This window comes from Roseateles flavus (assembly GCF_039872765.1).
Lineage (GTDB): Bacteria > Pseudomonadota > Gammaproteobacteria > Burkholderiales > Burkholderiaceae_C > Roseateles_B > Roseateles_B flavus.
This window is the reverse complement of the sequence record NZ_JBDPZC010000008.1, coordinates 221,589-241,877: the sequence shown is the minus strand read 5'-3', so window position 1 is coordinate 241,877 and position 20,289 is coordinate 221,589. Positions and strand designations below refer to the sequence as shown.

Below are 20,289 nucleotides of genomic sequence, written 5' to 3'. Positions count from 1 at the left end.
CGGTGCCATCCTACCTAGATCCCGATCAAGCGGGGCCTGGCAATTCCTGTCCAGCCAGGCGCCCGCCCCCTCTGCGCAGGCCCGGCGCGCAGGAGAACTCCCCGTCCAGGGCCCCAGAAGTTGTCCCCAGCCGGAAGTAATCGACACATGAGGCCCTCTTGACGCCCGGGCATGACGTCAGCCCTCGCCCGGATGCGCTAAGCAGACGGCTTGCGAGCACCGATCGGCGCCGGACGGTCGCGTGTCTTTTTCGACACAGGGCGCCTGCCCTGCCGCGCGATCCGGCGCCGGCACTCAGGGCCGCGAGGGGAAGATGCCTTCCAGGGCGATGATGTAGTTGCTGCCCAGGTAGGGGTTGCGAAGGGGGACCGGCAGACTGCTCCCCGCCGGCCCCACCGTCACGGTCCCTGCGGCTGTGGAGGACAAGGCGCCCGCATTGGTCGACGCGGTGATGCCGCCCAGCTGTGCCTTGGTCGCGTCCGGGGCGGTGCTCGTGTAGAGCCCGTTGAAGACCACGTTGTTCAGGCCCACCTTGCCTGTGGCCGCCGACAGGAAGGTGGTGGCACCCGTGGTGGGCGGCACCATGGGGTTGGCCGTGCTGGTACCGACGTCCACGCTCACCGAGGTGCTCAGCGATCCGGATACCCCGCTGGCCTGCCCGGCGAAGGAAGCCGGGTGCGTGTGCTGGGGCAGCTGCCCGTTGGTCAGCGTGACGGACTCGTTGCCACTGCGCTCGCCCTGGACGATGGGCGTGAGACCAGGCCCGTTGCCCATGCCCACGGCGGCCCGGCCGCGCAGGTCCGGCAGGCCGAAGTTGCTGACGCCATCGCCGCCATAGGTGGTGCCCAGCAGGGCGAACAGCGCCGAATTCTGTGCAATGGGCAGCAGGCGGCCATCGCAGGGGGCCCAGCCCACGGGGGCGAAATTGAATCCGACCATGCGGATCTCACCGAGGAACGGTTCACTCATGATGTCAGTCTCCTTCAGGTTGAAAATGCGTCTTTCAGCAGGTCGCCTGAGGGCAGCAACGGCGCAGCTTGGCGTGGATGCCGTTGTCCCCCAGAGTCTCGAAACCAAAGCGCCGGTACAGGCGCAGCGCAGGATTGTTCGTTTCGACGTGGAGCTCGATGTCCAGGCCCCGCGACTCGGCCCGGTCCACCAGGAGCCGCAGCAAGGCGCTCCCCACACCGCGGCCTCTCTCCTGCGGCAGCAGGATCACGTCCACCAGCACCGCCCGGTGCGCGCCCTCCCACCAGTAGAGCCGGCCGATGGCCTGGCCATTGCGGTGCAGAAGCAGGAACTGCGCCTCTGCGAAGTGCGTCTGGTAATAGCTGTGCTGCAGGGCAAACTGCTGTTCGACAAACTGCCGGCAACGTGCCTCGGGCCACCCGGTCCGGGCCAGCTCGGCCTCGCGCGTCGAGGCATAGAGCGCCTCCAGGAAAGGCAGGTCCGCTGGCGTGCACCCGCGCAGCGCAATGCCCTGCAGGGCGGACTCATTGCCAGGATCGGAATTCGAGCTGTCGAGAACAATGCCTGGCCACATCCATGCCTCCGGTGACGTCTGCATCGCCGGCGGCGAGGTGCGGGCGGGATCGACATCCCGCGCCGGCCACTCCCTGTAGGCGTTGTGCCATTCTTCCTCAGACCCACGGGGCTGATGTGCCTGCGCCTGCCCAAGCCGGCATCACTTGCGAATCCGCCGGGCGTGGGCGCCGGCAATGGGTCCCGCCCGGAAAGCCCTGTTGGCAGACTGCAACGCGATCGCCCCATGACGCTTGCCCGGCGGCTCGCAGTGCCCCCATCATTCGCCCCCATTGCTGAAGGCGCCCACGACAGCGCCCGCATGACGGAGATCCCCCCTATGTCCTCCCTGTTCCTCTCGACCATCGACTGAACACGGTTCCCGAGCCCCGGCTGAACCGTGTCTGAACCCAGATACGGCCTCAGACCGCGCGGCAGCCAAAGCCCCGCCGCCTTCGAGCCGGGGCTTTTGCATTTCGGAAACCGCCATGAGTGCACAACTCCGTTCCCGCGCCCTCCAGGAGGGGCGGGTCAAGGCCCTGCGCCGCATGAAACAACCCATGTCGCTGCTGCTCGAGCAGAGTGACGGCCCACGCGACCCTGTGGCGCGCGCGCTGGGCCAGCGCGGCCTGCGCGGCGCGGGCCAGCACATCCAGAGCCGCAGCGCCCAGCGCCGTGCCGACCGCGTGGCCCTGCAGGTGCTGCTGCGACGAAAGGACTGGGATGAGTGAATCCCCACGAAGCAGCGCCTCGTTGCGCCAACTGCTGGCCCACAAGGATGGCCAGCTCCGCGAGATCGCCGCGCAGCTCAAGCGAGAGCTGTTCGGCATCGACGCCATCATCGACCGCGTCATCGATTCGGTGCGGGCCTGGTACCTGATGCCCGAGCTGGTCTCGCGACCCGTGATCGTCTGCCTCTGGGGCCTCACCGGCACCGGCAAGACACAGCTCGTGCGCCGGCTGGCGCAGCTGCTGGGCTTCTACGACCGCTTCGTCGAGGTCCAGATGGACGGGTTCTCCAATGGCGCGGGCTTCCGCGGCGCACAGAGCATCTCGGGCATGCTGGCCGAGTCCGGCGTGCGCGAGGGCGAACCCGGCATCCTGGCCCTCGACGAGTTCCAGCGCTTCCGCACCATCGACGGCAAGCGCGGCGAAATGCGCGTCGAGCGCTACCAGGACGTCTGGGCCCTGCTGTCGGACGGCCGCCTGCCGCCCGCGCTCTCGCTGATGGGCGACATCGAGTCCTCCATCGCCGAGGCGGCCTATGACGCCGAACGGGCCGAGCGCCCCGAGGACGGCGCCGCCCGGCTGCGCTTCAAGCTGCGCAGCTGGGAAGCGCAGGAACTGCGGCGCAACCTCAAGCTGGACGAACCGCTGTTGGAGATCATGGCCTGGACGCCCGAGCAGATCCACGACCGGCTGCAGGCCTTCCGCGAAAGCGGCCAGCAGCGCTGGGAGACCGACTACAGCCGGCTGCTCATCTTCGTCTGCGGCAACCTCGACGAGATGTACGAGGACCTCGCCACCAGTGTGGACGACTGCGACAGCGATGCCGATGTCTTCCATGCGCTGACGGGCCAGCTCAGCGTCATCGACGTCAAGCAGGCGCTCAACAGACGCTTCAAACCCGAGCAGGTGGCGCGACTGGGCAACGAGCATGTGGTCTACCCCTCGCTCTCGCGCCGGGCCTACGAACAGTTGATCGAGCAAGGCTGCAGCCGCTATGCCCGCGAGGCCGAGGAGCGCTGCCAGCTGCGCTTCGAGCTGGACGCCAGCGTGCGGGAGCAGGTCTATGCCAACGCCGTCTTTCCCGCGCAGGGCACGCGGCCGCTGTTCTCCTCCTTGCATGCCATCCTGGGCGCCGGGCTGAGCAAGGCCGCGCTGTGGGCCATCGAGCAAGGCGCCGAGCCGGGCGACCGTGTGCGGCTCAGTGCCAATGGTCGCGAGCTCTGCGCGCAATGGGCGTCGCGCGCCCAGGCCATCGCCGCGCCCTTCGAGATCTCCCGGCTGCGCCAGCGCAACAACGCCGACTTCCGCGCCCTGCTGGCCGTGCACGAGGCAGGCCATGGCCTGGTCCACGCCCTGCTCTTCGGTCGTGCGCCGCAGGAGATCAAGATCCACGTGGCCAGCTTCGAGGGCGGCTACAACGCCTACAGCTCGCGCAAGGTCTGGTCGCGGCGCAATCTGCGGGACTCCATCTGCACCAGCCTCGCCGGGCGGGCGGCCGAGCTGCTGGTCTTCGGCCCCGAACTCAGCTCCAGCGGGGCCGAGAGCGATCTGCGCAAGGCCACCGAGACGGCGGCCCGCATGCTGCGCCACCTGGGCCACGGCCCGCGCATCGGCCGCTGTGATGTCGCCAGCGACAGCGAAGAGAACTTCTGCACCGATGTGGAGAGCAGCAACGCCTCCATCGAGGCCCTGCTCCAGGCCGAGCATGTGCGCGCCACGGGCCTGCTCCACGCCCATCGCCAGGCCCTGCTGGCGCTGGTGGACGAACTGATCGAGCAGGGTCAGGTCGGCCCCGCGCGCTTCGCCGCGGTGGTGCAGCTGCCGCTGGAGCGCCCGGAGGATGCGCTGGATCCCTACGCCCGCCATCTGGCGCAGTTCAGGCAGGCACAGCCGGCGCAGGCGCCCGGCAAGCAGCGCCTGGTCCGGGGCCACTCCGTGGGCGGCGGCGTGCGGCACGCCACCCCTGCGAAAGCGCTGCCCTCCGCATGAGGCCATCGGCCGGGCGACGAGCAGGCGCAGCCCCTGATGCGATCGCACTCGCGGGCACGCCCCTTGCCTGCCCGCGAACGCCCCCCGCGGTCCGCAGGTCGGATCCAGGGACGACCATGGGGTCATTGCTGCGAGACGGCGGCAATCCTATATTCGCAGCATCTATCTGCCTAGGAGCGCAGCATGGCCACGCGTACCCCGTCCATCGATCTGCAGAAGGTACTGAGCGGTGCCGCGCGGCTGGAGGTCAAGCTGCTCAATGCGGGCGTGGAGGCCCTGCAGGTCTACATCAACCAGGCCGCCCGGTTCTCGTCGCTGGCCGCCGAGACCTTGCAGGAGGTGCAGGACAACAAGGCCACGCTCTCCGCCACGGCCCGCAAGCTGAGTGACTTCGGCCGCCAGAGCACGCAGGTCTATGCCGACCTGGCTCAGCGCCTGAGCGCCAGCTACTACGACGAGTTCGACCGGCTGGCCCACAGCCGCGAGAAGGCCTCAACGCCCCCTGCTGCTGCGTCCGGCGCCGCTGCCAGCCCTGCGCCCGCAGCGCATCGCCCCCGCGCCAGGCGCGCTGCGGCCAAGGCGTGAACGACCGCGCCAACTACCGTGTCAGCGAGCGCCGCGTGCTCGCGCACGCCCCGCGCAGCAATGGCGAGCGCCCCGTCACGCGGCGCGAGGCCGCCGCACTGAAGGCCAGCGGCCGCTACCGCGCCAGCTCCGGCGCCCCTGCCAGCGCCGAGCATTGGCGCCGCCGTCTGCCCGATGGCAGCTGCCTGCACCTGGTGCTGGAGGAGCGCCGCTGCCGCCTGCACCATGACGCCTTCGACCCGGACGCCAGCCTCCTCTCCATGGGTCTGCACATGACGCACGAAGCCCGCGCCGAGGCGGCCGCCATGGCCGCGCTGGCCTGGTCGGTCGTCAGCCTGCTGGCGAACTGAGCCGCGCGGCCGCGGCTTCGAGCAGGGTCCGCCAGTGGCGCGCCACGAGCTCGCCGAAGATGCGGCGCAGGCCCTCACCCATGTTCGGGAATTCGAGCTCCATCTCGATGCGAGTGCCTCGTCCACCTGCGGCCGGCGAGAAGCGCAGCGTCCCTTCGCAGCGGCCCGGCACCTGCACCGCCCGCGAGGCCGCGTGGAAACGGATCACGGAGCCGCCGGCCGGCTGGCGCAGTGTCAATGTCCATTCGAGCAGCCCCTGATCGAGGTGTGGCTGCAGCAGCACCGGAACCTCGACCCGCGCCCGCCATTGCTGCACGACCTGGCGCTCGCCGCCGGGCAGGACCTCGTCCCGCACCAGCTCCGCGGCCTGCACATGCGGCAGGACTGGCGCGAGCTCGCAGCTGCGCTCCAGGAGCCCCTGCTGCAGCGGGCCCGCGGGCTGCATCAGCACCATCATCAGCTTCATGAGGCGGCCCGCACTTCGGGCAGCAGGCGCAGCCGCGCGGTGACGGCGTCGGAAACATGGCCGCGCGCCAGCACCCAGGCCAGGGCCTCGGCCAGGGCCTTGCGGGCCGGCCGCGGCCGCCAGCCCAGGGCGGCCAGGCGCTCATGGCGGTACCAGTAGAAACGGCAGGCCATGCGCGCTTCGTCCCGCGTGACCTGGGGGGCGCGACCGGCCAGCCGGGCAGCGGCCTCCATGCCGGCGGCGGCGAGGTAGGCGGCCGTGTGGTTCAGCGTCAACGTGGGCCCAAAGGTGCCGGCCAGCTCGGACACGAGGGCATGCAACGCCTCCCAGCGCAGGTTCTCGCTCCCGGCGACATAGCGCCTGCCCGCCTCGCCCCGCAGGGCCGCGACGAGATGGGCCTGTCCGACGTCGGGCGCAGCCACCACATTGCAGCCGCCGAGGAAGGTGCAGCGCAAGGGGTCGTTGAGGTAGTTGACGAGATTGGCGTTGCTGGGCCCCAGGCGGTGGTCGTGCGCGCCAATGACCAGGGTCGGGTTGACCGTCAGCACCTCCAGGCCCAGGCGGACGCCCGCCTCGAAGGCCGCCTCCTCCTGCCGCAGCTTGGACTGCACATAGTCCGAGGGCTCGCGCTCGTCGAAGACGGCATCCTCGTCCAGCACCAGAGGCACGGTGCTGGAGCCCAGCGTCACCGAAGACGAGGTCACCACCACCCGCCCCACGCCCGCGCGCTGCGCCGCCAGGAGCACGTGGCGCGTGCCGCGCACGGCCAGGTCGGCCTGCGCCTCGGCCGCCATGCCGGTGTAGGCAAACACGGCGGCAGCATGAAACACCCAGTCGCAGCCCGTGGCCGCGCGCTGCACGGAGTCGACGTCCAGCACATCCCCCTCGAAGACCTGGACCGCCAGCCCGGCCAGCGCCCGGCGGTCGCTGGCCTCGCGCACCAGGACGCGCACGGGATGCCCCTCCTCGAGCAGGGCCCGCACGATGTGATTGCCCACGATGCCGGTCGCCCCGGTGACGAGCGCGGGGGCCTTCATCCGCGCGCCAGCTGGTCGAGGTCGCGATGCACCGCGTCGGCCAGCCCCTGAAGGAAGTCCGGCGCGTCACGCGCCAGTGCGGCCATGCCCGCCACGAAGGCCGCATCGCGCTCCTGCGGGTCATTGGCCGCAGGCTGCGGGCTGAAGTGGCGGAAGCCCTGAGCATCCGTCGCCTGGGTCTGTGGACCGGTCGGCGGCGCGGTGGTGCCGGCACCGGTGCCCATCAGCCAGGCCACTGCATCACCCAGGGTCCCGAGCTCGCCGGGCTCGCCCATGCCCCGCCGGCCGCGCAGCAGTTCGGCCACCGCCGCGGCCGCGGTGGCCAGCAGACGGGGCAGCGCGCGCCGAGGGCTGTCGGCTGCAGCGTAGTGGCCGATGCGGAAGTCGCGCCCCTCGTAGGCTGCCTGCAGGTTCGCCACCGTGCCTTCGAAGAAGCTCGTGTAGGCCCCTTCGATGATGGGATCGCGCAGAGCGGGCGCCAGGTTGATGTCGAAGAGCTTGAACGCCAGTGGCAGCGCGAAGTGCTGCCGCCCTGCCACGCGCACCCTTACCTGGCCCTCGGGCGTCCGGGTGAACTCCACACAGCCGTCGTCGGCCACGGCGCTGCCATTGGGGCTGGCCACCGTGCGCCAGTAGATGCTCTGCCGACCCGGCGCGCGCCGGATGCACTGCAGCTTCTCGACGTCGATCACCTCACCGCCGAACAGCACCATCCAGTTTGGCTGCTGCAGGTACAGGTTGCGCTCGGCCTGGTGCGTGACGCGGCCGCGACCATCGCGCCGCACGGCCACGGTCGCGCCGCCGATGTAGTCGTTCATGTACTGGATGCCGCGGGCGATGTCGACCCGTCGCACCCACTGCTCGTAGCGCACCGGCACCACGTGCTCGTTGCCGAAGACGATGGCGCCGTCCACATGGCGCCAGCGCAGACCATTGCGGGCGGGCGGCAGATGGGCCAGCAGGGCCTCGTAGGGGGCCATGGCATCGGGCACGGCTTCATAGTCCGCGGCTGAATAGGCGGCGGGGTCGATCAGCAACGGCGCCTCGCGCCGGCGCAGGCGGTCCTTGGAGAACAGGGTGTGCTGTGCCGTCACCAGGCCGCCCAGGCGTGCCAGCAGCAGGTTCAGCGTCACCACGGTCCAGAAGGCGCGCGGGTTGTCGTCCACCCGGGCCACCAGGGGCGCGAGCAGCGCGTTGAGCCGGTCGCTGTAGAAGTCGCGCAGGGCGAAGCGCTCGCGGTCCACCGCCTGGAACCAGGCCGGAGCCAGTGCACCGACGCCCTCCGCCGCCTGGCGCTGGCGTGCCGAGCGCGCCATCAGCGGATGGACGTTGCGCCACAACGGATAGGGCGCCAGGCTGCCTTCAACACGGTGCGGCGGCAGCCCGAAGGCATGCAGGGCTGCGGCATTGACGGCCGAAGCGTAGGGGTCCAGCCCCATGCGCGCAGCGCCCGCCCAGTCGGCCAGCAGGGCGCTGGGGCTGGCGATCAGGGTGTGCGTCGCCAGCGGACGCGGCGCGCGCTGGCCGGCACCGCCGTGGGCGCTGGTGACGGCGTCGATCAGGCTCCAGTGCGGCGGGGCATCGCGCAGCACCTGCAGGGCGTCTTCCACAAGACCGCGACGCGGCGCGGCCAGGCCGGCCAGGTTGTGGACCGCGAGCGCGAAGTGATGCTCCTCATGCGTGCGGTTCTTGGCGAAGGCGATGCGCAGGGCCGCGGCCCGCCAACGCTCGCCGCCCGCAGCGCCAAACACCTCGTAGGGGCGCCCCTGCGGCGTGCTGAAGCGCCAGCCCGTCAACTCGGGCACGAGCAGGGGGTCGCGGTTGTGCAGCCAGCTGTCGTCTTCATGGCGTGCATCAGCCACGGCCACGTCAGTGAAACCATGCTCATGCAGGCGGTCGATCAGGTGCTCCACCAGCAGGGCCTCAGTGCCGGCATGCGGCGCCTGCTCGCAGGCGTCGAGGTCGGGCTTGATCACCACCGGGCCACGCAGGCCCGCCAGGCTGTCCCAGAAGCCGCAGAGGGCCAGCAGCTCATCCAGCAGCGTCGGGCCTGATGCGCCGGCGCGCTGGTGGACCCACACGGTGTGCGCAGGGTCAATCATGCCGGGGCGGCGTGCCATGGAATGATAATAACGCGGCATGAGAGCCTACCCCTACCGATTCCATGTCGCGCTGGATGGCAATGGCCTCAACGGCCTGGAGGGCCTGGCCGGCGTGTGCCAATTCCTCTTCGACCCCGCCGACAATGCCTATGCCTGGAAGATCGCCTACTTCGACGGCATCGCCGGCGGACATGCGATCAGCCTGAACCCGGGAGGCTCGCTGGGCTTCCTGGGCAACACGGGCCAGCATCTGCTGATCTACGACGGCACGGACTCCCGCGAGCTGGCTCGCCAGAGCACGCTCAGCTACGAGAGCACCGACACCTCGCTGCGCGGCAGCACCCATGCCGTGTGGCTGAGCGAGCATGAGTTCATCACCGCGATCGGTGATCACTTCTACCGCTTCGACGCACGCCGTCTCGCCGAGGGCGTGAAGCTCGGGCCCCACGGCGTGAAGCTGCCGCATGCGCTGAAGCGCAGCGCCTCCGGCCGCTACCTGGTGTACGGCTCCATGGACCATCCCAGGCTGGGCGAGGCCCGCGAGGTCGGCATCTACGACCTGCAGACCGGCGAGGCCCGCCGCGTGGAGCTGCCTGCCACTTGCTGGCATGTGGCGGCGGATCCCGCGCGGGACCTCTTCTATGCGCTGAGCTTCCGCGTGCTGCCGCAGGAGGGGCGCGACTGGCATGAATGGGCGATGGCCTTCCTCAAGGAATACGCCTTCGAGATCGACGCCGCCAGCGGCCGGGTGCTCCGCCACTGGGCCGCGGGGCGCGAGGTCCCGGCCCACATCAACAGCGACGTGGTGCTGTCCGACGGCGAGCTGATCTTCTGCAATGGCGCCAGCCAGAGCATCGTCATGATCGAGCGCGAACGCCTGGCGGGCTGGCGCATGATCGACGAGCGCCCTGACCTGGCGACGGTGCTCGGCCAGCGCAAGGCCGTCGGCACCCAGATTGCCGATGCCCTCAGCCGCGGCAATGTGCTGCACGAGACGCGGCACTTCCTGTCGGCCCTGCGCATCTCGCGCTGGGCGGTGCTGGACTCGGTCTATGCCTGCCAGCTCTCCGCAGACCAAAGCCTGCTGTTCACCGCCAATCGCGGGCTCAACCACATCACGGTTTACGACTATCCCGCCAACACCCTGCGCCTGCGTGTGGCCATGCCAGCGCTGCAGGATTTCGTGCCGGTGTCACCGGGCGGGGATCCGCGGCTGGGGTTCCATCATGGGGCCCTGGCGGGCTGAGCCGCGTTCAGCTCCCCTTCAGAGGGCTGGCCGCGCCGCCGGTCGAAGCACTGGTCAGGCCGCCGAAGGGCGCAACGGCCCGCTCAGGCGCAGGCGCTCAGGCGTAGGTGTTGAGATGTCGCCCCAGAGAGCCTTCGGTGGCCAGGGCAGGCGCCTGCGGCAAGGCGGCGAGCAAGGCCGCGGCGCCGGCTTCCTGGGCGTCCAGGGCCTTTCGCAGCACCAGCAGGCCGGCGCTGTGACCAACCGTGCCTGGGGTGCCGCTGGAGACATGGCTGACCGCGGCGTCGACGCTGGGAGCGCTGGTGATGTCCATGGTGGCTCTATCGGCCAGGCCGGCGCGAACTTGAGGACGAATTTCGGGCGATCACAGCACGCCCGTCACCAGCGCCACTTCGACGGCCGGCGACAGGCAGGCCAGGCGATCAATCCGGATTCTCGCCGGTAGCCAGCGCGAAGCCCTCGTCGATCCAGCCGGTGAGGCCACCCGCCATGATCTTGACGGGACGTCCGAGCCTGGCCAGCCGCAGGGCGCCGCGCGCGGCGCCATTGCAATGCGGGCCCGCACAGTACGTCACGAACAGAGTGTTCGCCGGCCATTGCGCCAGCTTGCCCTGCACGAGCTTGCCGTGGGGCAGGTTGAGGGCGCCAGGCACGTGCCCCTTGGCATACATCGCGGGTGATCGCACGTCGAGCAGCACGAAATCGGCGCCGGCCTGCAGGCCTTCGTGCACGTCCCAGCAGTCGGTCTCGAACGTGAATTCCGCGGCGAAATGGGCTTCGGCCAGGGCGGGGGGCGCGGCAGGAACTGCGGTGACTTCGGTGGGCATGTCTTGCTCCGTTGTGAAGGAGTCGCCATCGTGTCCAAGGCGGTGCGGTGCCACAATTGGCGCAAAAGACACTTATCGTCAATTTCTCGCCAGCCATGCACGCCCTGCACGAATCAGCCTCCGGCGAGTTGACCGGCCCCTTGGTGGTGGCACTGGCCCACGACGGCCTTTGCACCTTCGAGTTCGCCATCGTTGCCGAGGTGTTCGGGCTGTCCAGGCCAGAAATGGGTCGAAGCTGGTACCGGTACGCGACCGCGGCCGTGGAGCCCGGGCCCCTTCGTGCCCATGGTGGCCTGACCTTCACGGCGTCCGGCGGCATCGAGCTGCTGGATCAGGCCGACCTGATCGTGGCCGCAGGCTGGAAGGGGGCCGGCGTCCCGGTGCCTGCCGAGCTGGCCGCACGGCTGCGCAGCGCCTGGGAGCGCGGCGCTCGCCTCGCCTCCATCTGCTCCGGGGCGTTCGTCCTCGCCGCGACGGACCTGCTCAATGGCCGCCGGGCTGCCACCCACTGGCGCTATGCCGACCAGTTGGCCGCGTGCCACCCCGAGATCGAAGTGGATGCCGATGTGCTCTATGTCGAGGAGGACCGGATCTACACCTCGGCGGGCAGCGCCGCGGGCATCGACCTCATGCTGCACATCATTCGCCAGGACCACGGCGCCGAGGCCGCGAACTGCGTCGCCCGCCGGCTGGTCATGCCACCGCACCGCAGCGGCGGGCAGGCGCAGTTCATCGAGCGGGCGGTCCCGCCGGATCGAGGCCACCGGCTGACCGAGGCCCTCGACCGGATCCGGTCCGAGCTGAGCGCCGACTGGACGGTGGAACGGATGGCCGCGTTGGTGGCCATGAGCCCCCGCACCTTCCTGAGGCGCTTCGTCGAGGCCACCGCCCTGAGCCCGGGACAATGGCTGATCGAGCAGCGCGTCGTGCAGGCCCAGCGCTTGCTGGAGCGCACGGCGCTGTCCGTGGAGCAAGTGGCGGCCGAGGTGGGATTTGGCAGCGTTCAGGGGCTGCGGCACCACTTCCGCGAGCGCCTGACCCTCTCGCCTCGGGACTACAGAAAAGCCTTCGCATCCGGCGCCAGACCAGCGCCCGAGGCCTCCGGGCGGCGCGCGGGTCCTTGACCGGGAGGTCGGCGGCGCGCGGCACCGACACCGCCCCACCCCATGCAGTTCATCCCGCCCCCACTGCAGTCTGTCGCCCCCCGCTAGGTCCCCCCGGCCCGCATTGTTATGGTGTGCTACATCAGCAACACACCGCAGGCTCCTGGCCTGAAGCGACATGCAAAGCTGGAACGACAACGCGCCGATCTACCAGCAGCTGGCCGACCGACTGGCCAGTCAGCTGCTGGATGGCAATCCGCCCGAGGGAGAGGCCCTGCCCTCGGTCCGCCTGCTGGCCACCCAATACCTGATCAACCCACTGACGGTCAGCCGCGCGCTGCAGTCGCTGGCGGACAACGGCCTGGTTGAAAGCCGCCGTGGCCTGGGCATGTATGTGCGGCCCGGCGCCCGCCAGCGCCTGCTGGAAAGTGAGCGGGAGCAGTTCCTGAGCAAGGAATGGCCACTGCTGCGAGAAAAGCTCAAGCGCCTGGGGCTCAGCGCCCAGGATCTGCAATGGGAGGACCTGCAATGAACGCAAACAACAACACCGAAGCCCTGGTCAGCGCCCGTGACTTCACGCTGCGCTACGGCCGCAAGGTCGCCTGCGACCACCTCAGCTTCCAGATCCCCAAGGGCCGCGTGGTGGGCCTGCTGGGCCACAACGGCGCAGGCAAGACCTCGCTGATGAAGGCGATGGTGGGCCTGCAGGGCGGAGAAGGCGAGCTTCGCGTGCTCGGCCTGGATCCACGCAGCCAGCGCACCGAGCTGCTCAAGGGCCTGTCCTACATCCCCGACGTGGCCGTGCTGCCCCGCTGGGCCCGCGTGCACGAGCTGATCACGCTGATGAGCGGCCTGCAGCCGCAGTTCTCGTCCGAGCGGGCCCGCGCCCTGCTCAAGCGCACCAGCGTCGGCCTCAATGACAAGGTCAAGGCCTTGTCCAAGGGCATGGTGACGCAGCTGCACCTGGCGCTGGTGGCCGCGATCGACACCCGGCTCATGATTCTCGATGAGCCCACCCTGGGCCTGGATGTGATCTCCCGCAAGAGCTTCTACGAGATGCTCATCGACGAATGGTGCGATGGCGAGCGCACGGTGGTCATCTCCACCCACCAGGTCGAGGAGATCGAGAGCCTGCTGTCCGACGTGATGATGCTGGACGAGGGCAAGCTGGTGCTCAACATCAGCCTGGAAGAGATGGACTCCCGCTTCGTGGCCCTGGCCCACGACCCGGCTGCCGCCGACACCGTGGCCCGCGCCCACCCGCTGCTGCGCTACCGCCAGCAAGGCCGCTCGGCGGCCCTGTTCGACGGCGAGCCGCCGGCAGACGTCCAGGCCCTGGGCCAGCGCTTCCGACCCAGCCTGGTCGACCTCTTCGTCGCCCTGACCCGCAAGCCTGAACTGCAGCCCCGCGAGGCCTGAAGGAGACCGACCATGAATGCACAACGATTTCTGACCCTCATGCAGCGCGAGTGGATGCAGCACCGCCTCGGCTGGCTGCTGGTGATGCTGGTGCCGCCCGCACTGATCCTGCTGCTGATACCTCTCCAGGGCCCTATCGTCGACGGCGACGCCCAAGTACCGCCGCCGGTGGCCGTGGCCGCCGTGGCCATGCTGGGTAGCATGGCGGGCGTGTTCGCCCTGAGCTGGATCGTGTCGATGTTCCAGCTGCCGGGCCTGTCCCGTCGCGATCAGCAGGACCGCTCCGTCGAGTTCTGGCTCTCCCTGCCGGCCACGCATGTCGAGAGCATCGGCGCCACCGTGCTGACCCACGCGCTGCTCGTGCCCATGGCAGCCATGGCCGTCGGCCTGGTCTGCGGGCCCGTGATGGCCGCGGCCGCCCTGCTCAAGATCCACGGCTTTGCCGGCTTCGGTCAGGTGCCCTGGGGTGGCCTGATGGGCATCGTCGTCCTGGGCTGGCTGCGCCTGAGCATCGGCCTGCTGCTGATGACCCTGTGGCTGGCGCCCATGTTCATGGCCCTGATGGCGGCGGCGGCCTGGCTCAAGCGCTGGGGAGTGCCCGTGCTGATTGGCGGCACCGTGATCATCGCCAACGTCCTGGACAAGGTCTATCACAACCGCATCGTGGCCGAACTGCTGAAGACCCAGTTCGAGGGAGCCGGCAAGGCCCTGTTCAATGCCAGCATGACCCTGGAAGGCCGGGGCGCCGCCCAGCAGCTGGAACACGAGAGCTTCGCCAGCCTGCTGCAGCTGGTGCTGCATGACCTGGGCGCGGCCTTCGCCCAGCTGGTTTCGCCGCACTTCGTCGGCGGCCTGGCCCTGGCCGGCCTGTGCTTCTACCTGCTGGTGCTCAAGCGCCGCCAGGCCAGCTGAGCCCTCGCGAGTCTCCAGTAAAAAGCCCGCCGATTGGCGGGCTTTGCATTTGCGGAATCGACGGCGCGATCAGGCTGCGGGGCTGGGCTCGGCGCCGCCGGCAGCACCGGTGGCTGCGGTCACCTTGGCGCTGACTTCCTTGCGGAAGCGGTTCAGCTCCTGCACGCTGGCGAAGCTGCGCTCCATCAGCAGGCTCATGTTGTGCAGGATGCGATCCACCACCTTGTTCTCCCAGACGGCGTCGAACTGGATCTGCTTGTCCAGCCACTTCTCCAGCCATTCCGGGTCCGGCAGGCGGCTCTGGATGGTGTCGCGGGGGAAGAGCTTGGCGTTGACGTGCAGATTGGTCGGGTGCAGGGCCTGGGCCGTGCGGCGGGCGCTGGCCATCAGTACGCCCACCTTGGCGAAGGCAGCACGGGCTTCGTCCCCGAACTTCTGCATGGCGCGCTTCATGTAGCGCAGGTAGGCGCCGCCATGGCGGGCTTCGTCGCGGGCCAGGGTCTCGTAGATGGCCTTGATCACCGGCTCGGTGTGCCATTCGGCGGCACGGCGGTACCAGTGGTTCAGGCGGATCTCGCCGCAGAAGTGCAGCATCAGGGTCTCGAGTGCGGGCGCCGGATCGAAGTCGAAACGGATCTCATGCAATTCCTGCTCGCTGGGCACCAGGTCCGGGCGGAAGCGGCGCAGGTATTCCATCAGCACCAGGGAGTGCTTCTGCTCCTCGAAGAACCAGACGCTCATGAAGGCGGAGAAGTCGCTGTCGTCGCGGTTGTCACGCAGGAACATCTCGGTGGCCGGCAGGGCCGCCCACTCGGTGATCGCATTCATCTTGATGGTCTGGGCCTGGTCTTCGGTGAGCAGGCTGGCATCGAACGTGTCCCAGGGGATGTCGGTGTCCATGTTCCAGCGCACGGCTTCCAGTTGCTTGAAGAGTTCGGGGTAGAGCATGGTCCGTCCTATGGTTTAGGGGCAGCATTCTAAACGGGGCGGGCGCCGAGGAGCTTTCGCCCCCGGACAAGGTCCCGCAAGTGGGTGAGCGTCGGCAACGGGGTCGGCCCCGCAGCAGTTCAACAGCAAAGGCTTGCAGCCATGTGACAGTCGCGCTGCCACGCAGCTGCCAGACGGGCCGCAAGACGGCCGCGGGCGCAAAGACCGTGACCACGCCGGTTCCGCTGGGAGCGTCGCATTTCCGCATGACACAGAAACGCGGGACATCTCCAGCGGCCGTCATTCCGTGAAAACCCCGCCTTTGAAGCTTGGTGTAAGCCCGAAGGCCCACACTTCCGCTCAAGAACTCGTTCTTGTACCCGGCACCTGGGACAGAAGTAGCAAAACTTCCGGCCACCAGGCCCAACAATCCGCGCTGTAGCGCCAATTCATTTGCAGAATTGCGCAAAGGTTTGAAAAGTACGGCTGGCGTGCTTACACAGCGAAACCACAAACGAGTAAAGTAGCCACAAGCTTTCGGTCGCAAGATCTCCCCAGTGTTGGGGCTGAAATCCCGGGACTCTTCTCCTCCTCCTCCCTCCCTCCCTCGTTGGTCCCGGGGCATCTTGCGGCTTCTTTTATGTCCAGGGCTCCCGCTGTTGCGGGAGCCCTTTTTCTTGGCCGCGGCCTGACGTAAAGCTACAGCGGCGGGCAGCCTTCCAGCGCCGCGGGCAGCCGTGACCGCTTCGCCGCCCGCGATTGCCGCCATTCCCAAAGACGAATCCTGAACGGCTGCAGCAGGGGCCGGGTGGTGCCGCAGGCGCAACGGCGCCCGACCCTCAGCCCGCCACACTCCTCACGGAACGGCGGCGGCCTGCATGTCGTCGCGCCAATCCTGCAGCCGCCGGCGCAGCGTCTTCAGCGCAGCCAGCCCTTGCGGCGGAAGTAGATGAAGGGCGCGGCCACCGAGGCCACCATCAGGGCGATGGCGAAGGGGTAGCCCCATTCCGCATCGAGTTCCGGCATGTGCTTGAAATTCATGCCGTAGATGCTGGCGATCAGGGTCGGCGGCAGCAGGGCCACGCTGGCCACGGAGAAGATCTTGATGATCTTGTTCTGGTTGATGTTGATGAAGCCGACCGTGGCGTCCATCAGGAAGTTGATCTTGTCGAACAGGAAGGCCGTGTGGGAGTCCAGCGAGTCGATGTCCCGCAGGATCTGGCGCGACTCCTCGAACTGCTCGGCATTGAGCATGCGACTGCGCATCATGAAGCTGACGGCACGGCGGGTGTCCATCACATTGCGGCGGATGCGCCCGTTCAAGTCTTCCTCGCGGGCGATGGCGGCCAGCACCTCGCCGGCCTCGGCATCGTTGACGTCGCTCTTCAGCACCCGGGCGCTGATGCGCTCCAGTTTGTCGTAGATGCCTTCCAGCACGTCGGCGGAATACTCGGCATCCGCGTCATAGAGCTTCAGCAGCACGTCCTTGGCATCCTCGATGAGTGCCGGGATGCGACGGGCCCGCAGGCGCAGCAGGCGAAAGACCGGGAGGTCCTCGTTGTGCACGGAGAAGAGCACGTTCTGGTGCAGGATGAAGGCCACCCGCACATTGCGGGCCGACTCGTCGTCTTCGATGAGGAAGTCGGAGCGGATGTGCAGCTCGCCGTTGTCTTCCTCGTAGAAGCGGGCGGATTCCTCGAGGTCGTCGTCGACGATGTCCTCGGGAATGATCAGCCCGAAGCGCTCGCGTATCCAACCCTTTTCCTCGGACGTGGGGTTCTCCAGGTCCACCCAGACGGGGCGGGCCATGGCCAGGTCGGCGGCGGATTCGATTTCGTCCTGGAACAGCCCACCCTTGAGGCGGCCGTTGTCCAGCGTGAAGACATTGAGCATGAGGGCTCCAGCGCATGCGTCCGGCCGGCTGCAGGGCGCGGCAGGATCAGTCTGTGGGCGATGGACGAGCGTGCAGGGCAGGCCAAGTCCGGGGAAGGGGGTGAAGGCGACCCGTCTCACTCCGGACACCGGCCGCAACGCAGGGCCTGCTCAAGGGGCCGCGTGCTCCGGGACGCTGGAGTGGACGGTCACCGAGGGTGATCGCTGCCCAAGAAAGGCTCCAGTGGTGGGGACGGCGCATTATCGCGTCCCGTCGACAGGCGCATCAAGCATTTCTATGGCGGCGGCGGCGCCGATATCAGCGGGCTTGCCCTGAGGCCGCGCCTGCGCGCTGCGCGGGTCGATCGCGCATTCCATCACGGCTTTGCGCTGAAGCAAAAGAGCCGCCCTGCAAGCCACTAGAAGGCGCTTTAAAACGCTTGTCACAGTCATGCTTCGGGAGCAAACTGGCCCACAGCAAGAACGACTCCTCCACTCCGCTACTCACCGCCGCACACCTTTCCAAGACGCCTCAAACTCCCCCTCAAGACCTCTGTATCCCTGAAGAAGGGCGGCCGCCGCCACGGCGTCCCCCAAGTGTTCTCAAGCATCAATGCTTTCTCGCGACCAAGCCCTGTGAAAGGAGGCTTTATGAACCTGACTATCAGCGGCCACCATCTTGAAGTGACCCCAGCGCTGCGCGAATACGTGCTGACCAAGCTGGACCGGGTGACCCGCCACTTTGACCAGGTTGTTGACATCAACGTCCTGCTCACGGTGGAGAAGCAGAAGGAGAAGGAGCGCAGGCAAAAGGCCGAAGTCACTGTCCATGTGAAGGGACGTGACATCTTTGTCGAGCAAGCTCACGAAGATCTCTATGCCGCCATTGACCAGCTAATGGACAAGCTGGATCGTCAGGTCTGCCGCCACAAGGACAAGCTCCAGGACCACCACCACCAGGCCGTCAAGCGCATGGACATGCCGGCCTCCTGAGTCCTGACGTCAATCCGTCCTGTACGCAAGGCGCCCACCCGGGCGCCTTTTTGCTGCCCCGCCCGTAGAGCGGCAGCGTTGCCGAAGCGCCTCAATATCACGCTATCGCACCCATTTGGAGGGCTCTTCGCCCGGGCAGGACACCCAGGGTCAAGGAGCTTTCTATAATCGGTTTTCCAACCCTAGTGACCAAGCGTCCCGCCCAAGGCCGACCCGGCCGTAATCGGCGCTGTGACCTCGATGAACCGTCTCGCCGCCATCCTGCCTGCCAGCAATGTGCTGGTGAATGTGGACGCCTCCAGCAAGAAACGAGTTTTCGAACAGGCAGGCCTGCTGTTCGAGAACAACCATTCCATCGCGCGCGCCCTGGTCACGGACAATCTCTTTGCCCGGGAACGCCTGGGCTCGACCGGCTTGGGCCATGGCGTGGCCATCCCCCACGGCCGCATCAAGGGTCTGAAGAATCCGCTGGCTGCGGTGCTGCGCGTGCAGCAGGCCATCGGCTTCGACGCCCCGGATGATGAACCCGTCTCCCTGCTGATCTTCCTGCTGGTGCCCGAAGCCGCCACCCAGCGCCACCTGGAAATCCTCTCCGAGATTGCCGAGATGCTCTCGGACCGCGAACTGCGCGAGCGCCTCAAGACCGAGGCCGAGGCGGCGACGCTGCACAAGCTGATCGCCGACTGGGAACCGCTGAAGTCGGTCGCCTGAGGCCGATGACGGGATGAAGCCCACCTCGATCAGCGCCGACCGCCTCTTCGAAGAACTCCGCGAGGCCCTGCGCTGGGCCTGGATCGCCGGGCACGCCCACCCGGAGCGCCGTTTCGACGACACCGCCGTGCGGGACGCCCAGTCCGCCGCCGACCTGGTCGGCTACCTGAACTACATCCACCCCTACCGCGTGCAGCTGGTGGGACGCCGCGAGGTGGCCTACCTCAGCGAAGCCTCGGGCGAAGTGCTGGACCGTCGCATCGCGCGCATCGTGACCCTGGAGCCGCCGGTGATCATCGTCGCCGACGACCAGAACCCGCCGGACCGTCTGGTGGCCATGTGCGACCGCGCCGAGATCCCGCTCTTCGTCACCTCCGAGTCTGCCGGCCACACCATCGATGTGGTGCGCTCCTACCTGGCCCTGCTGTGCGCCAACCGGACCACCCGTCACGGCGTCTTCATGGACATCCTGGGACTGGGCGTGCTGCTGACCGGCGAATCCGGCCTGGGCAAGAGCGAGCTGGGCCTGGAACTGATCTCCCGCGGCCACGGCCTGGTGGCCGACGACGCGGTGGACTTCTTCCGTATCTCCCAGACCGCCATCGAAGGCCGTTGCCCTGAACTGCTGATGAACTTGCTGGAGGTGCGCGGCATCGGCCTGCTGGACATCAAGGCCATCTTTGGCGAGACCGCCGTGCGCCGCAAGATGCGGCTCAAGCTCATCGTGCACCTGGTCCGCAAGGAAACCATGGAGCGCGACTTCGAGCGCCTGCCCTACGAGCCCCTGTACGAGGACGTGCTGGGCATGCCCGTGCGCAAGGTGGTGATCGCCGTGGACGCCGGCCGCAACCTGGCCGTGCTGGTGGAAGCCGCCGTGCGCAACACCATCCTGCAGCTGCGCGGCATCGACACCTACCGTGAGTTCGTCGAGCGCCACCAGCGCGCCATCGAAAAAGGCCTGCAGGACGACGCCTGAGGCCTTGGTCCGGCAGGGGCAGAACGGATCAGCGCCGGTTGGCGCAATCCTTCTTGATACAGTTCGCGTACAGCGACAGCGAATGCTCCTGCAGCTCGAAGCCCCGGTCCAGGGCGATCTTGTGCTGGCGCGATTCGATCTCGGGGTCGAAGAATTCCTCGACCTTGCCGCAGGTCAGGCAGACCAGGTGGTCATGGTGGTGGCCCTCGTTAAGCTCAAACACCGCCTTGCCGGACTCGAAATGATTGCGCGACAGCAGGCCGGCCTGCTCGAACTGGGTCAGCACCCGGTAGACCGTGGCCAGACCGATGTCGGCATCTTCCACGAGCAGGGCCTTGTAGACGTCCTCGGCCGTCATGTGGCGCTGCGTCGTCTTCTGGAAGATCTCGAGGATCTTGATGCGCGGCAGCGTGGCCTTGAGGCCGCTGTTCTTGATTTCGTCGGTGCGGTTCATGGTCTTGCTGGCAATCAGCGTGCGTTCAGCAGGCTCCAGGCCTGCCGCTAGAATGGGTCGATCATAGCCA

At 68.1% G+C, this 20,289-nt stretch carries 22 protein-coding genes; 12 read left to right on the top strand and 10 right to left on the bottom strand.

What is annotated here, in order from left to right; all coding sequences use genetic code 11:
• Positions 1–294: 294 nt before the first annotated feature.
• Together ABDJ40_RS17785 and ABDJ40_RS17780 are read right to left on the bottom strand one after the other, a co-directional pair.
• Entirely contained in the window at positions 295–969 is a 675-nt protein-coding gene (locus ABDJ40_RS17785) for a phage tail protein (protein WP_347611704.1), read from the bottom strand.
• A 34-nt stretch (positions 970–1,003) separates the two neighbouring features.
• Positions 1,004–1,543, bottom strand: a complete 540-nt coding sequence (locus ABDJ40_RS17780; protein ID WP_347611703.1) for a GNAT family N-acetyltransferase — start codon at positions 1,541–1,543, stop codon at positions 1,004–1,006.
• 466 nt (positions 1,544–2,009) lie between these two features.
• Between ABDJ40_RS17780 and ABDJ40_RS17775 the strand changes: the two genes are divergently transcribed.
• The 4 genes from ABDJ40_RS17775 to ABDJ40_RS17760 all read left to right on the top strand — a co-directional run bounded on the left by ABDJ40_RS17775 (position 2,010) and on the right by ABDJ40_RS17760 (position 5,174).
• Complete coding sequence (locus ABDJ40_RS17775; protein WP_347611702.1) at positions 2,010–2,252, top strand: hypothetical protein; 243 nt, start codon at positions 2,010–2,012, stop codon at positions 2,250–2,252.
• Positions 2,245–4,239, top strand: coding sequence for an AAA family ATPase (locus ABDJ40_RS17770; RefSeq protein ID WP_347611700.1), 1,995 nt, complete (start codon positions 2,245–2,247; stop codon positions 4,237–4,239). The genes ABDJ40_RS17775 and ABDJ40_RS17770 overlap by 8 nt, the downstream gene beginning before the upstream one ends.
• Before the next feature lie 183 nt (positions 4,240–4,422).
• Positions 4,423–4,824, top strand: coding sequence for a hypothetical protein (locus ABDJ40_RS17765; RefSeq protein WP_347611699.1), 402 nt, complete (start codon positions 4,423–4,425; stop codon positions 4,822–4,824).
• Positions 4,821–5,174: a hypothetical protein gene (locus tag ABDJ40_RS17760; RefSeq protein ID WP_347611698.1), complete on the top strand. Its 354-nt coding sequence runs from the start codon at positions 4,821–4,823 to the stop codon at positions 5,172–5,174. The genes ABDJ40_RS17765 and ABDJ40_RS17760 overlap by 4 nt, the downstream gene beginning before the upstream one ends.
• Here ABDJ40_RS17760 and ABDJ40_RS17755 read toward each other — a convergent pair.
• From ABDJ40_RS17755 to ABDJ40_RS17745, 3 genes are read right to left on the bottom strand one after another with little or no spacing between them, the layout of a single operon-like run.
• Positions 5,155–5,640: an SRPBCC family protein gene (locus ABDJ40_RS17755; RefSeq protein WP_347611696.1), complete on the bottom strand. Its 486-nt coding sequence runs from the start codon at positions 5,638–5,640 to the stop codon at positions 5,155–5,157. The genes ABDJ40_RS17760 and ABDJ40_RS17755 overlap by 20 nt on opposite strands.
• Complete coding sequence (locus ABDJ40_RS17750) at positions 5,637–6,677, bottom strand: NAD-dependent epimerase/dehydratase family protein (RefSeq protein WP_347611695.1); 1,041 nt, start codon at positions 6,675–6,677, stop codon at positions 5,637–5,639. The genes ABDJ40_RS17755 and ABDJ40_RS17750 overlap by 4 nt, the downstream gene beginning before the upstream one ends.
• Complete coding sequence (locus ABDJ40_RS17745; protein ID WP_347611694.1) at positions 6,674–8,779, bottom strand: hypothetical protein; 2,106 nt, start codon at positions 8,777–8,779, stop codon at positions 6,674–6,676. Before ABDJ40_RS17745 ends, ABDJ40_RS17750 begins: the two co-directional genes overlap by 4 nt.
• A gap of 37 nt (positions 8,780–8,816) precedes the next feature.
• Between ABDJ40_RS17745 and ABDJ40_RS17740 the strand changes: the two genes are divergently transcribed.
• Positions 8,817–10,025, top strand: a complete 1,209-nt coding sequence (locus ABDJ40_RS17740) for a hypothetical protein (RefSeq protein WP_347611693.1) — start codon at positions 8,817–8,819, stop codon at positions 10,023–10,025.
• 97 nt (positions 10,026–10,122) lie between these two features.
• Here ABDJ40_RS17740 and ABDJ40_RS17735 read toward each other — a convergent pair whose 3' ends face one another.
• Both ABDJ40_RS17735 and ABDJ40_RS17730 read right to left on the bottom strand, forming a co-directional pair.
• The gene (locus ABDJ40_RS17735; protein WP_347611692.1) at positions 10,123–10,338 is read right to left on the bottom strand and encodes a putative motility protein; all 216 of its coding nucleotides are present in this window, start codon (positions 10,336–10,338) and stop codon (positions 10,123–10,125) included.
• A gap of 109 nt (positions 10,339–10,447) precedes the next feature.
• Positions 10,448–10,852 carry a rhodanese-like domain-containing protein gene (locus ABDJ40_RS17730; RefSeq protein WP_347611691.1) on the bottom strand — a complete coding sequence of 135 codons (405 nt, stop codon included), beginning with the start codon at positions 10,850–10,852 and terminating at the stop codon, positions 10,448–10,450.
• Positions 10,853–10,947: 95 nt separating this feature from the next.
• Between ABDJ40_RS17730 and ftrA the strand changes: the two genes are divergently transcribed.
• From ftrA to ABDJ40_RS17710, 4 genes are all read left to right on the top strand, one after another.
• Positions 10,948–11,976 (top strand): transcriptional regulator FtrA, encoded by a 1,029-nt coding sequence (gene ftrA, locus ABDJ40_RS17725; RefSeq protein ID WP_430765655.1) that lies wholly within the window; start codon positions 10,948–10,950, stop codon positions 11,974–11,976.
• A 157-nt stretch (positions 11,977–12,133) separates the two neighbouring features.
• Positions 12,134–12,487 (top strand): GntR family transcriptional regulator, encoded by a 354-nt coding sequence (locus ABDJ40_RS17720; RefSeq protein WP_347611689.1) that lies wholly within the window; start codon positions 12,134–12,136, stop codon positions 12,485–12,487.
• Positions 12,484–13,374, top strand: coding sequence for an ABC transporter ATP-binding protein (locus tag ABDJ40_RS17715; RefSeq protein WP_347611688.1), 891 nt, complete (start codon positions 12,484–12,486; stop codon positions 13,372–13,374). Before ABDJ40_RS17720 ends, ABDJ40_RS17715 begins: the two co-directional genes overlap by 4 nt.
• A gap of 12 nt (positions 13,375–13,386) precedes the next feature.
• The gene (locus ABDJ40_RS17710) at positions 13,387–14,286 is read left to right on the top strand and encodes a hypothetical protein (RefSeq protein ID WP_347611687.1); all 900 of its coding nucleotides are present in this window, start codon (positions 13,387–13,389) and stop codon (positions 14,284–14,286) included.
• Positions 14,287–14,355: 69 nt separating this feature from the next.
• Here the strand turns inward: ABDJ40_RS17710 and ABDJ40_RS17705 are convergent, their stop codons facing one another.
• Both ABDJ40_RS17705 and corA read right to left on the bottom strand, forming a co-directional pair.
• The gene (locus tag ABDJ40_RS17705) at positions 14,356–15,234 is read right to left on the bottom strand and encodes a ferritin family protein (RefSeq protein WP_347611686.1); all 879 of its coding nucleotides are present in this window, start codon (positions 15,232–15,234) and stop codon (positions 14,356–14,358) included.
• An 897-nt stretch (positions 15,235–16,131) separates the two neighbouring features.
• Positions 16,132–17,106 (bottom strand): magnesium/cobalt transporter CorA, encoded by a 975-nt coding sequence (gene corA, locus ABDJ40_RS17700; protein ID WP_269631027.1) that lies wholly within the window; start codon positions 17,104–17,106, stop codon positions 16,132–16,134.
• A 630-nt stretch (positions 17,107–17,736) separates the two neighbouring features.
• On the opposite strand from corA, the gene hpf reads away from it, so the two are divergent.
• From hpf to hprK, 3 genes are all read left to right on the top strand, one after another.
• The gene (hpf, locus tag ABDJ40_RS17695) at positions 17,737–18,078 is read left to right on the top strand and encodes a ribosome hibernation-promoting factor, HPF/YfiA family (RefSeq protein ID WP_269631026.1); all 342 of its coding nucleotides are present in this window, start codon (positions 17,737–17,739) and stop codon (positions 18,076–18,078) included.
• A 240-nt stretch (positions 18,079–18,318) separates the two neighbouring features.
• Entirely contained in the window at positions 18,319–18,789 is a 471-nt protein-coding gene (locus ABDJ40_RS17690; protein WP_183103497.1) for a PTS sugar transporter subunit IIA, read from the top strand.
• Positions 18,790–18,802: 13 nt separating this feature from the next.
• Positions 18,803–19,765: an HPr(Ser) kinase/phosphatase gene (gene hprK, locus ABDJ40_RS17685; protein WP_269631025.1), complete on the top strand. Its 963-nt coding sequence runs from the start codon at positions 18,803–18,805 to the stop codon at positions 19,763–19,765.
• A gap of 28 nt (positions 19,766–19,793) precedes the next feature.
• On the opposite strand, the gene fur is transcribed toward hprK, so the two are convergent.
• Positions 19,794–20,219, bottom strand: coding sequence for a ferric iron uptake transcriptional regulator (fur, locus tag ABDJ40_RS17680; RefSeq protein ID WP_347611685.1), 426 nt, complete (start codon positions 20,217–20,219; stop codon positions 19,794–19,796).
• Positions 20,220–20,289 lie beyond the last annotated feature (70 nt).

Coding starts and splice junctions, on each gene's coding strand:
- ABDJ40_RS17785 (WP_347611704.1), bottom strand. CDS start 969: ATGAGTGAACCGTTCCTCGGTGAGATCCGCATGGTCGGATTCAATTTC.
- ABDJ40_RS17780 (WP_347611703.1), bottom strand. CDS start 1,543: ATGTGGCCAGGCATTGTTCTCGACAGCTCGAATTCCGATCCTGGCAAT.
- ABDJ40_RS17775 (WP_347611702.1), top strand. CDS start 2,010: ATGAGTGCACAACTCCGTTCCCGCGCCCTCCAGGAGGGGCGGGTCAAG.
- ABDJ40_RS17770 (WP_347611700.1), top strand. CDS start 2,245: ATGAGTGAATCCCCACGAAGCAGCGCCTCGTTGCGCCAACTGCTGGCC.
- ABDJ40_RS17765 (WP_347611699.1), top strand. CDS start 4,423: ATGGCCACGCGTACCCCGTCCATCGATCTGCAGAAGGTACTGAGCGGT.
- ABDJ40_RS17755 (WP_347611696.1), bottom strand. CDS start 5,640: ATGAAGCTGATGATGGTGCTGATGCAGCCCGCGGGCCCGCTGCAGCAG.
- ABDJ40_RS17750 (WP_347611695.1), bottom strand. CDS start 6,677: ATGAAGGCCCCCGCGCTCGTCACCGGGGCGACCGGCATCGTGGGCAAT.
- ABDJ40_RS17745 (WP_347611694.1), bottom strand. CDS start 8,779: ATGATTGACCCTGCGCACACCGTGTGGGTCCACCAGCGCGCCGGCGCA.
- ABDJ40_RS17740 (WP_347611693.1), top strand. CDS start 8,817: ATGAGAGCCTACCCCTACCGATTCCATGTCGCGCTGGATGGCAATGGC.
- ABDJ40_RS17735 (WP_347611692.1), bottom strand. CDS start 10,338: ATGGACATCACCAGCGCTCCCAGCGTCGACGCCGCGGTCAGCCATGTC.
- ABDJ40_RS17730 (WP_347611691.1), bottom strand. CDS start 10,852: ATGCCCACCGAAGTCACCGCAGTTCCTGCCGCGCCCCCCGCCCTGGCC.
- ftrA (WP_430765655.1), top strand. CDS start 10,948: ATGCACGCCCTGCACGAATCAGCCTCCGGCGAGTTGACCGGCCCCTTG.
- ABDJ40_RS17720 (WP_347611689.1), top strand. CDS start 12,134: ATGCAAAGCTGGAACGACAACGCGCCGATCTACCAGCAGCTGGCCGAC.
- ABDJ40_RS17715 (WP_347611688.1), top strand. CDS start 12,484: ATGAACGCAAACAACAACACCGAAGCCCTGGTCAGCGCCCGTGACTTC.
- ABDJ40_RS17710 (WP_347611687.1), top strand. CDS start 13,387: ATGAATGCACAACGATTTCTGACCCTCATGCAGCGCGAGTGGATGCAG.
- ABDJ40_RS17705 (WP_347611686.1), bottom strand. CDS start 15,234: ATGCTCTACCCCGAACTCTTCAAGCAACTGGAAGCCGTGCGCTGGAAC.
- corA (WP_269631027.1), bottom strand. CDS start 17,106: ATGCTCAATGTCTTCACGCTGGACAACGGCCGCCTCAAGGGTGGGCTG.
- hpf (WP_269631026.1), top strand. CDS start 17,737: ATGAACCTGACTATCAGCGGCCACCATCTTGAAGTGACCCCAGCGCTG.
- ABDJ40_RS17690 (WP_183103497.1), top strand. CDS start 18,319: ATGAACCGTCTCGCCGCCATCCTGCCTGCCAGCAATGTGCTGGTGAAT.
- hprK (WP_269631025.1), top strand. CDS start 18,803: ATGAAGCCCACCTCGATCAGCGCCGACCGCCTCTTCGAAGAACTCCGC.
- fur (WP_347611685.1), bottom strand. CDS start 20,219: ATGAACCGCACCGACGAAATCAAGAACAGCGGCCTCAAGGCCACGCTG.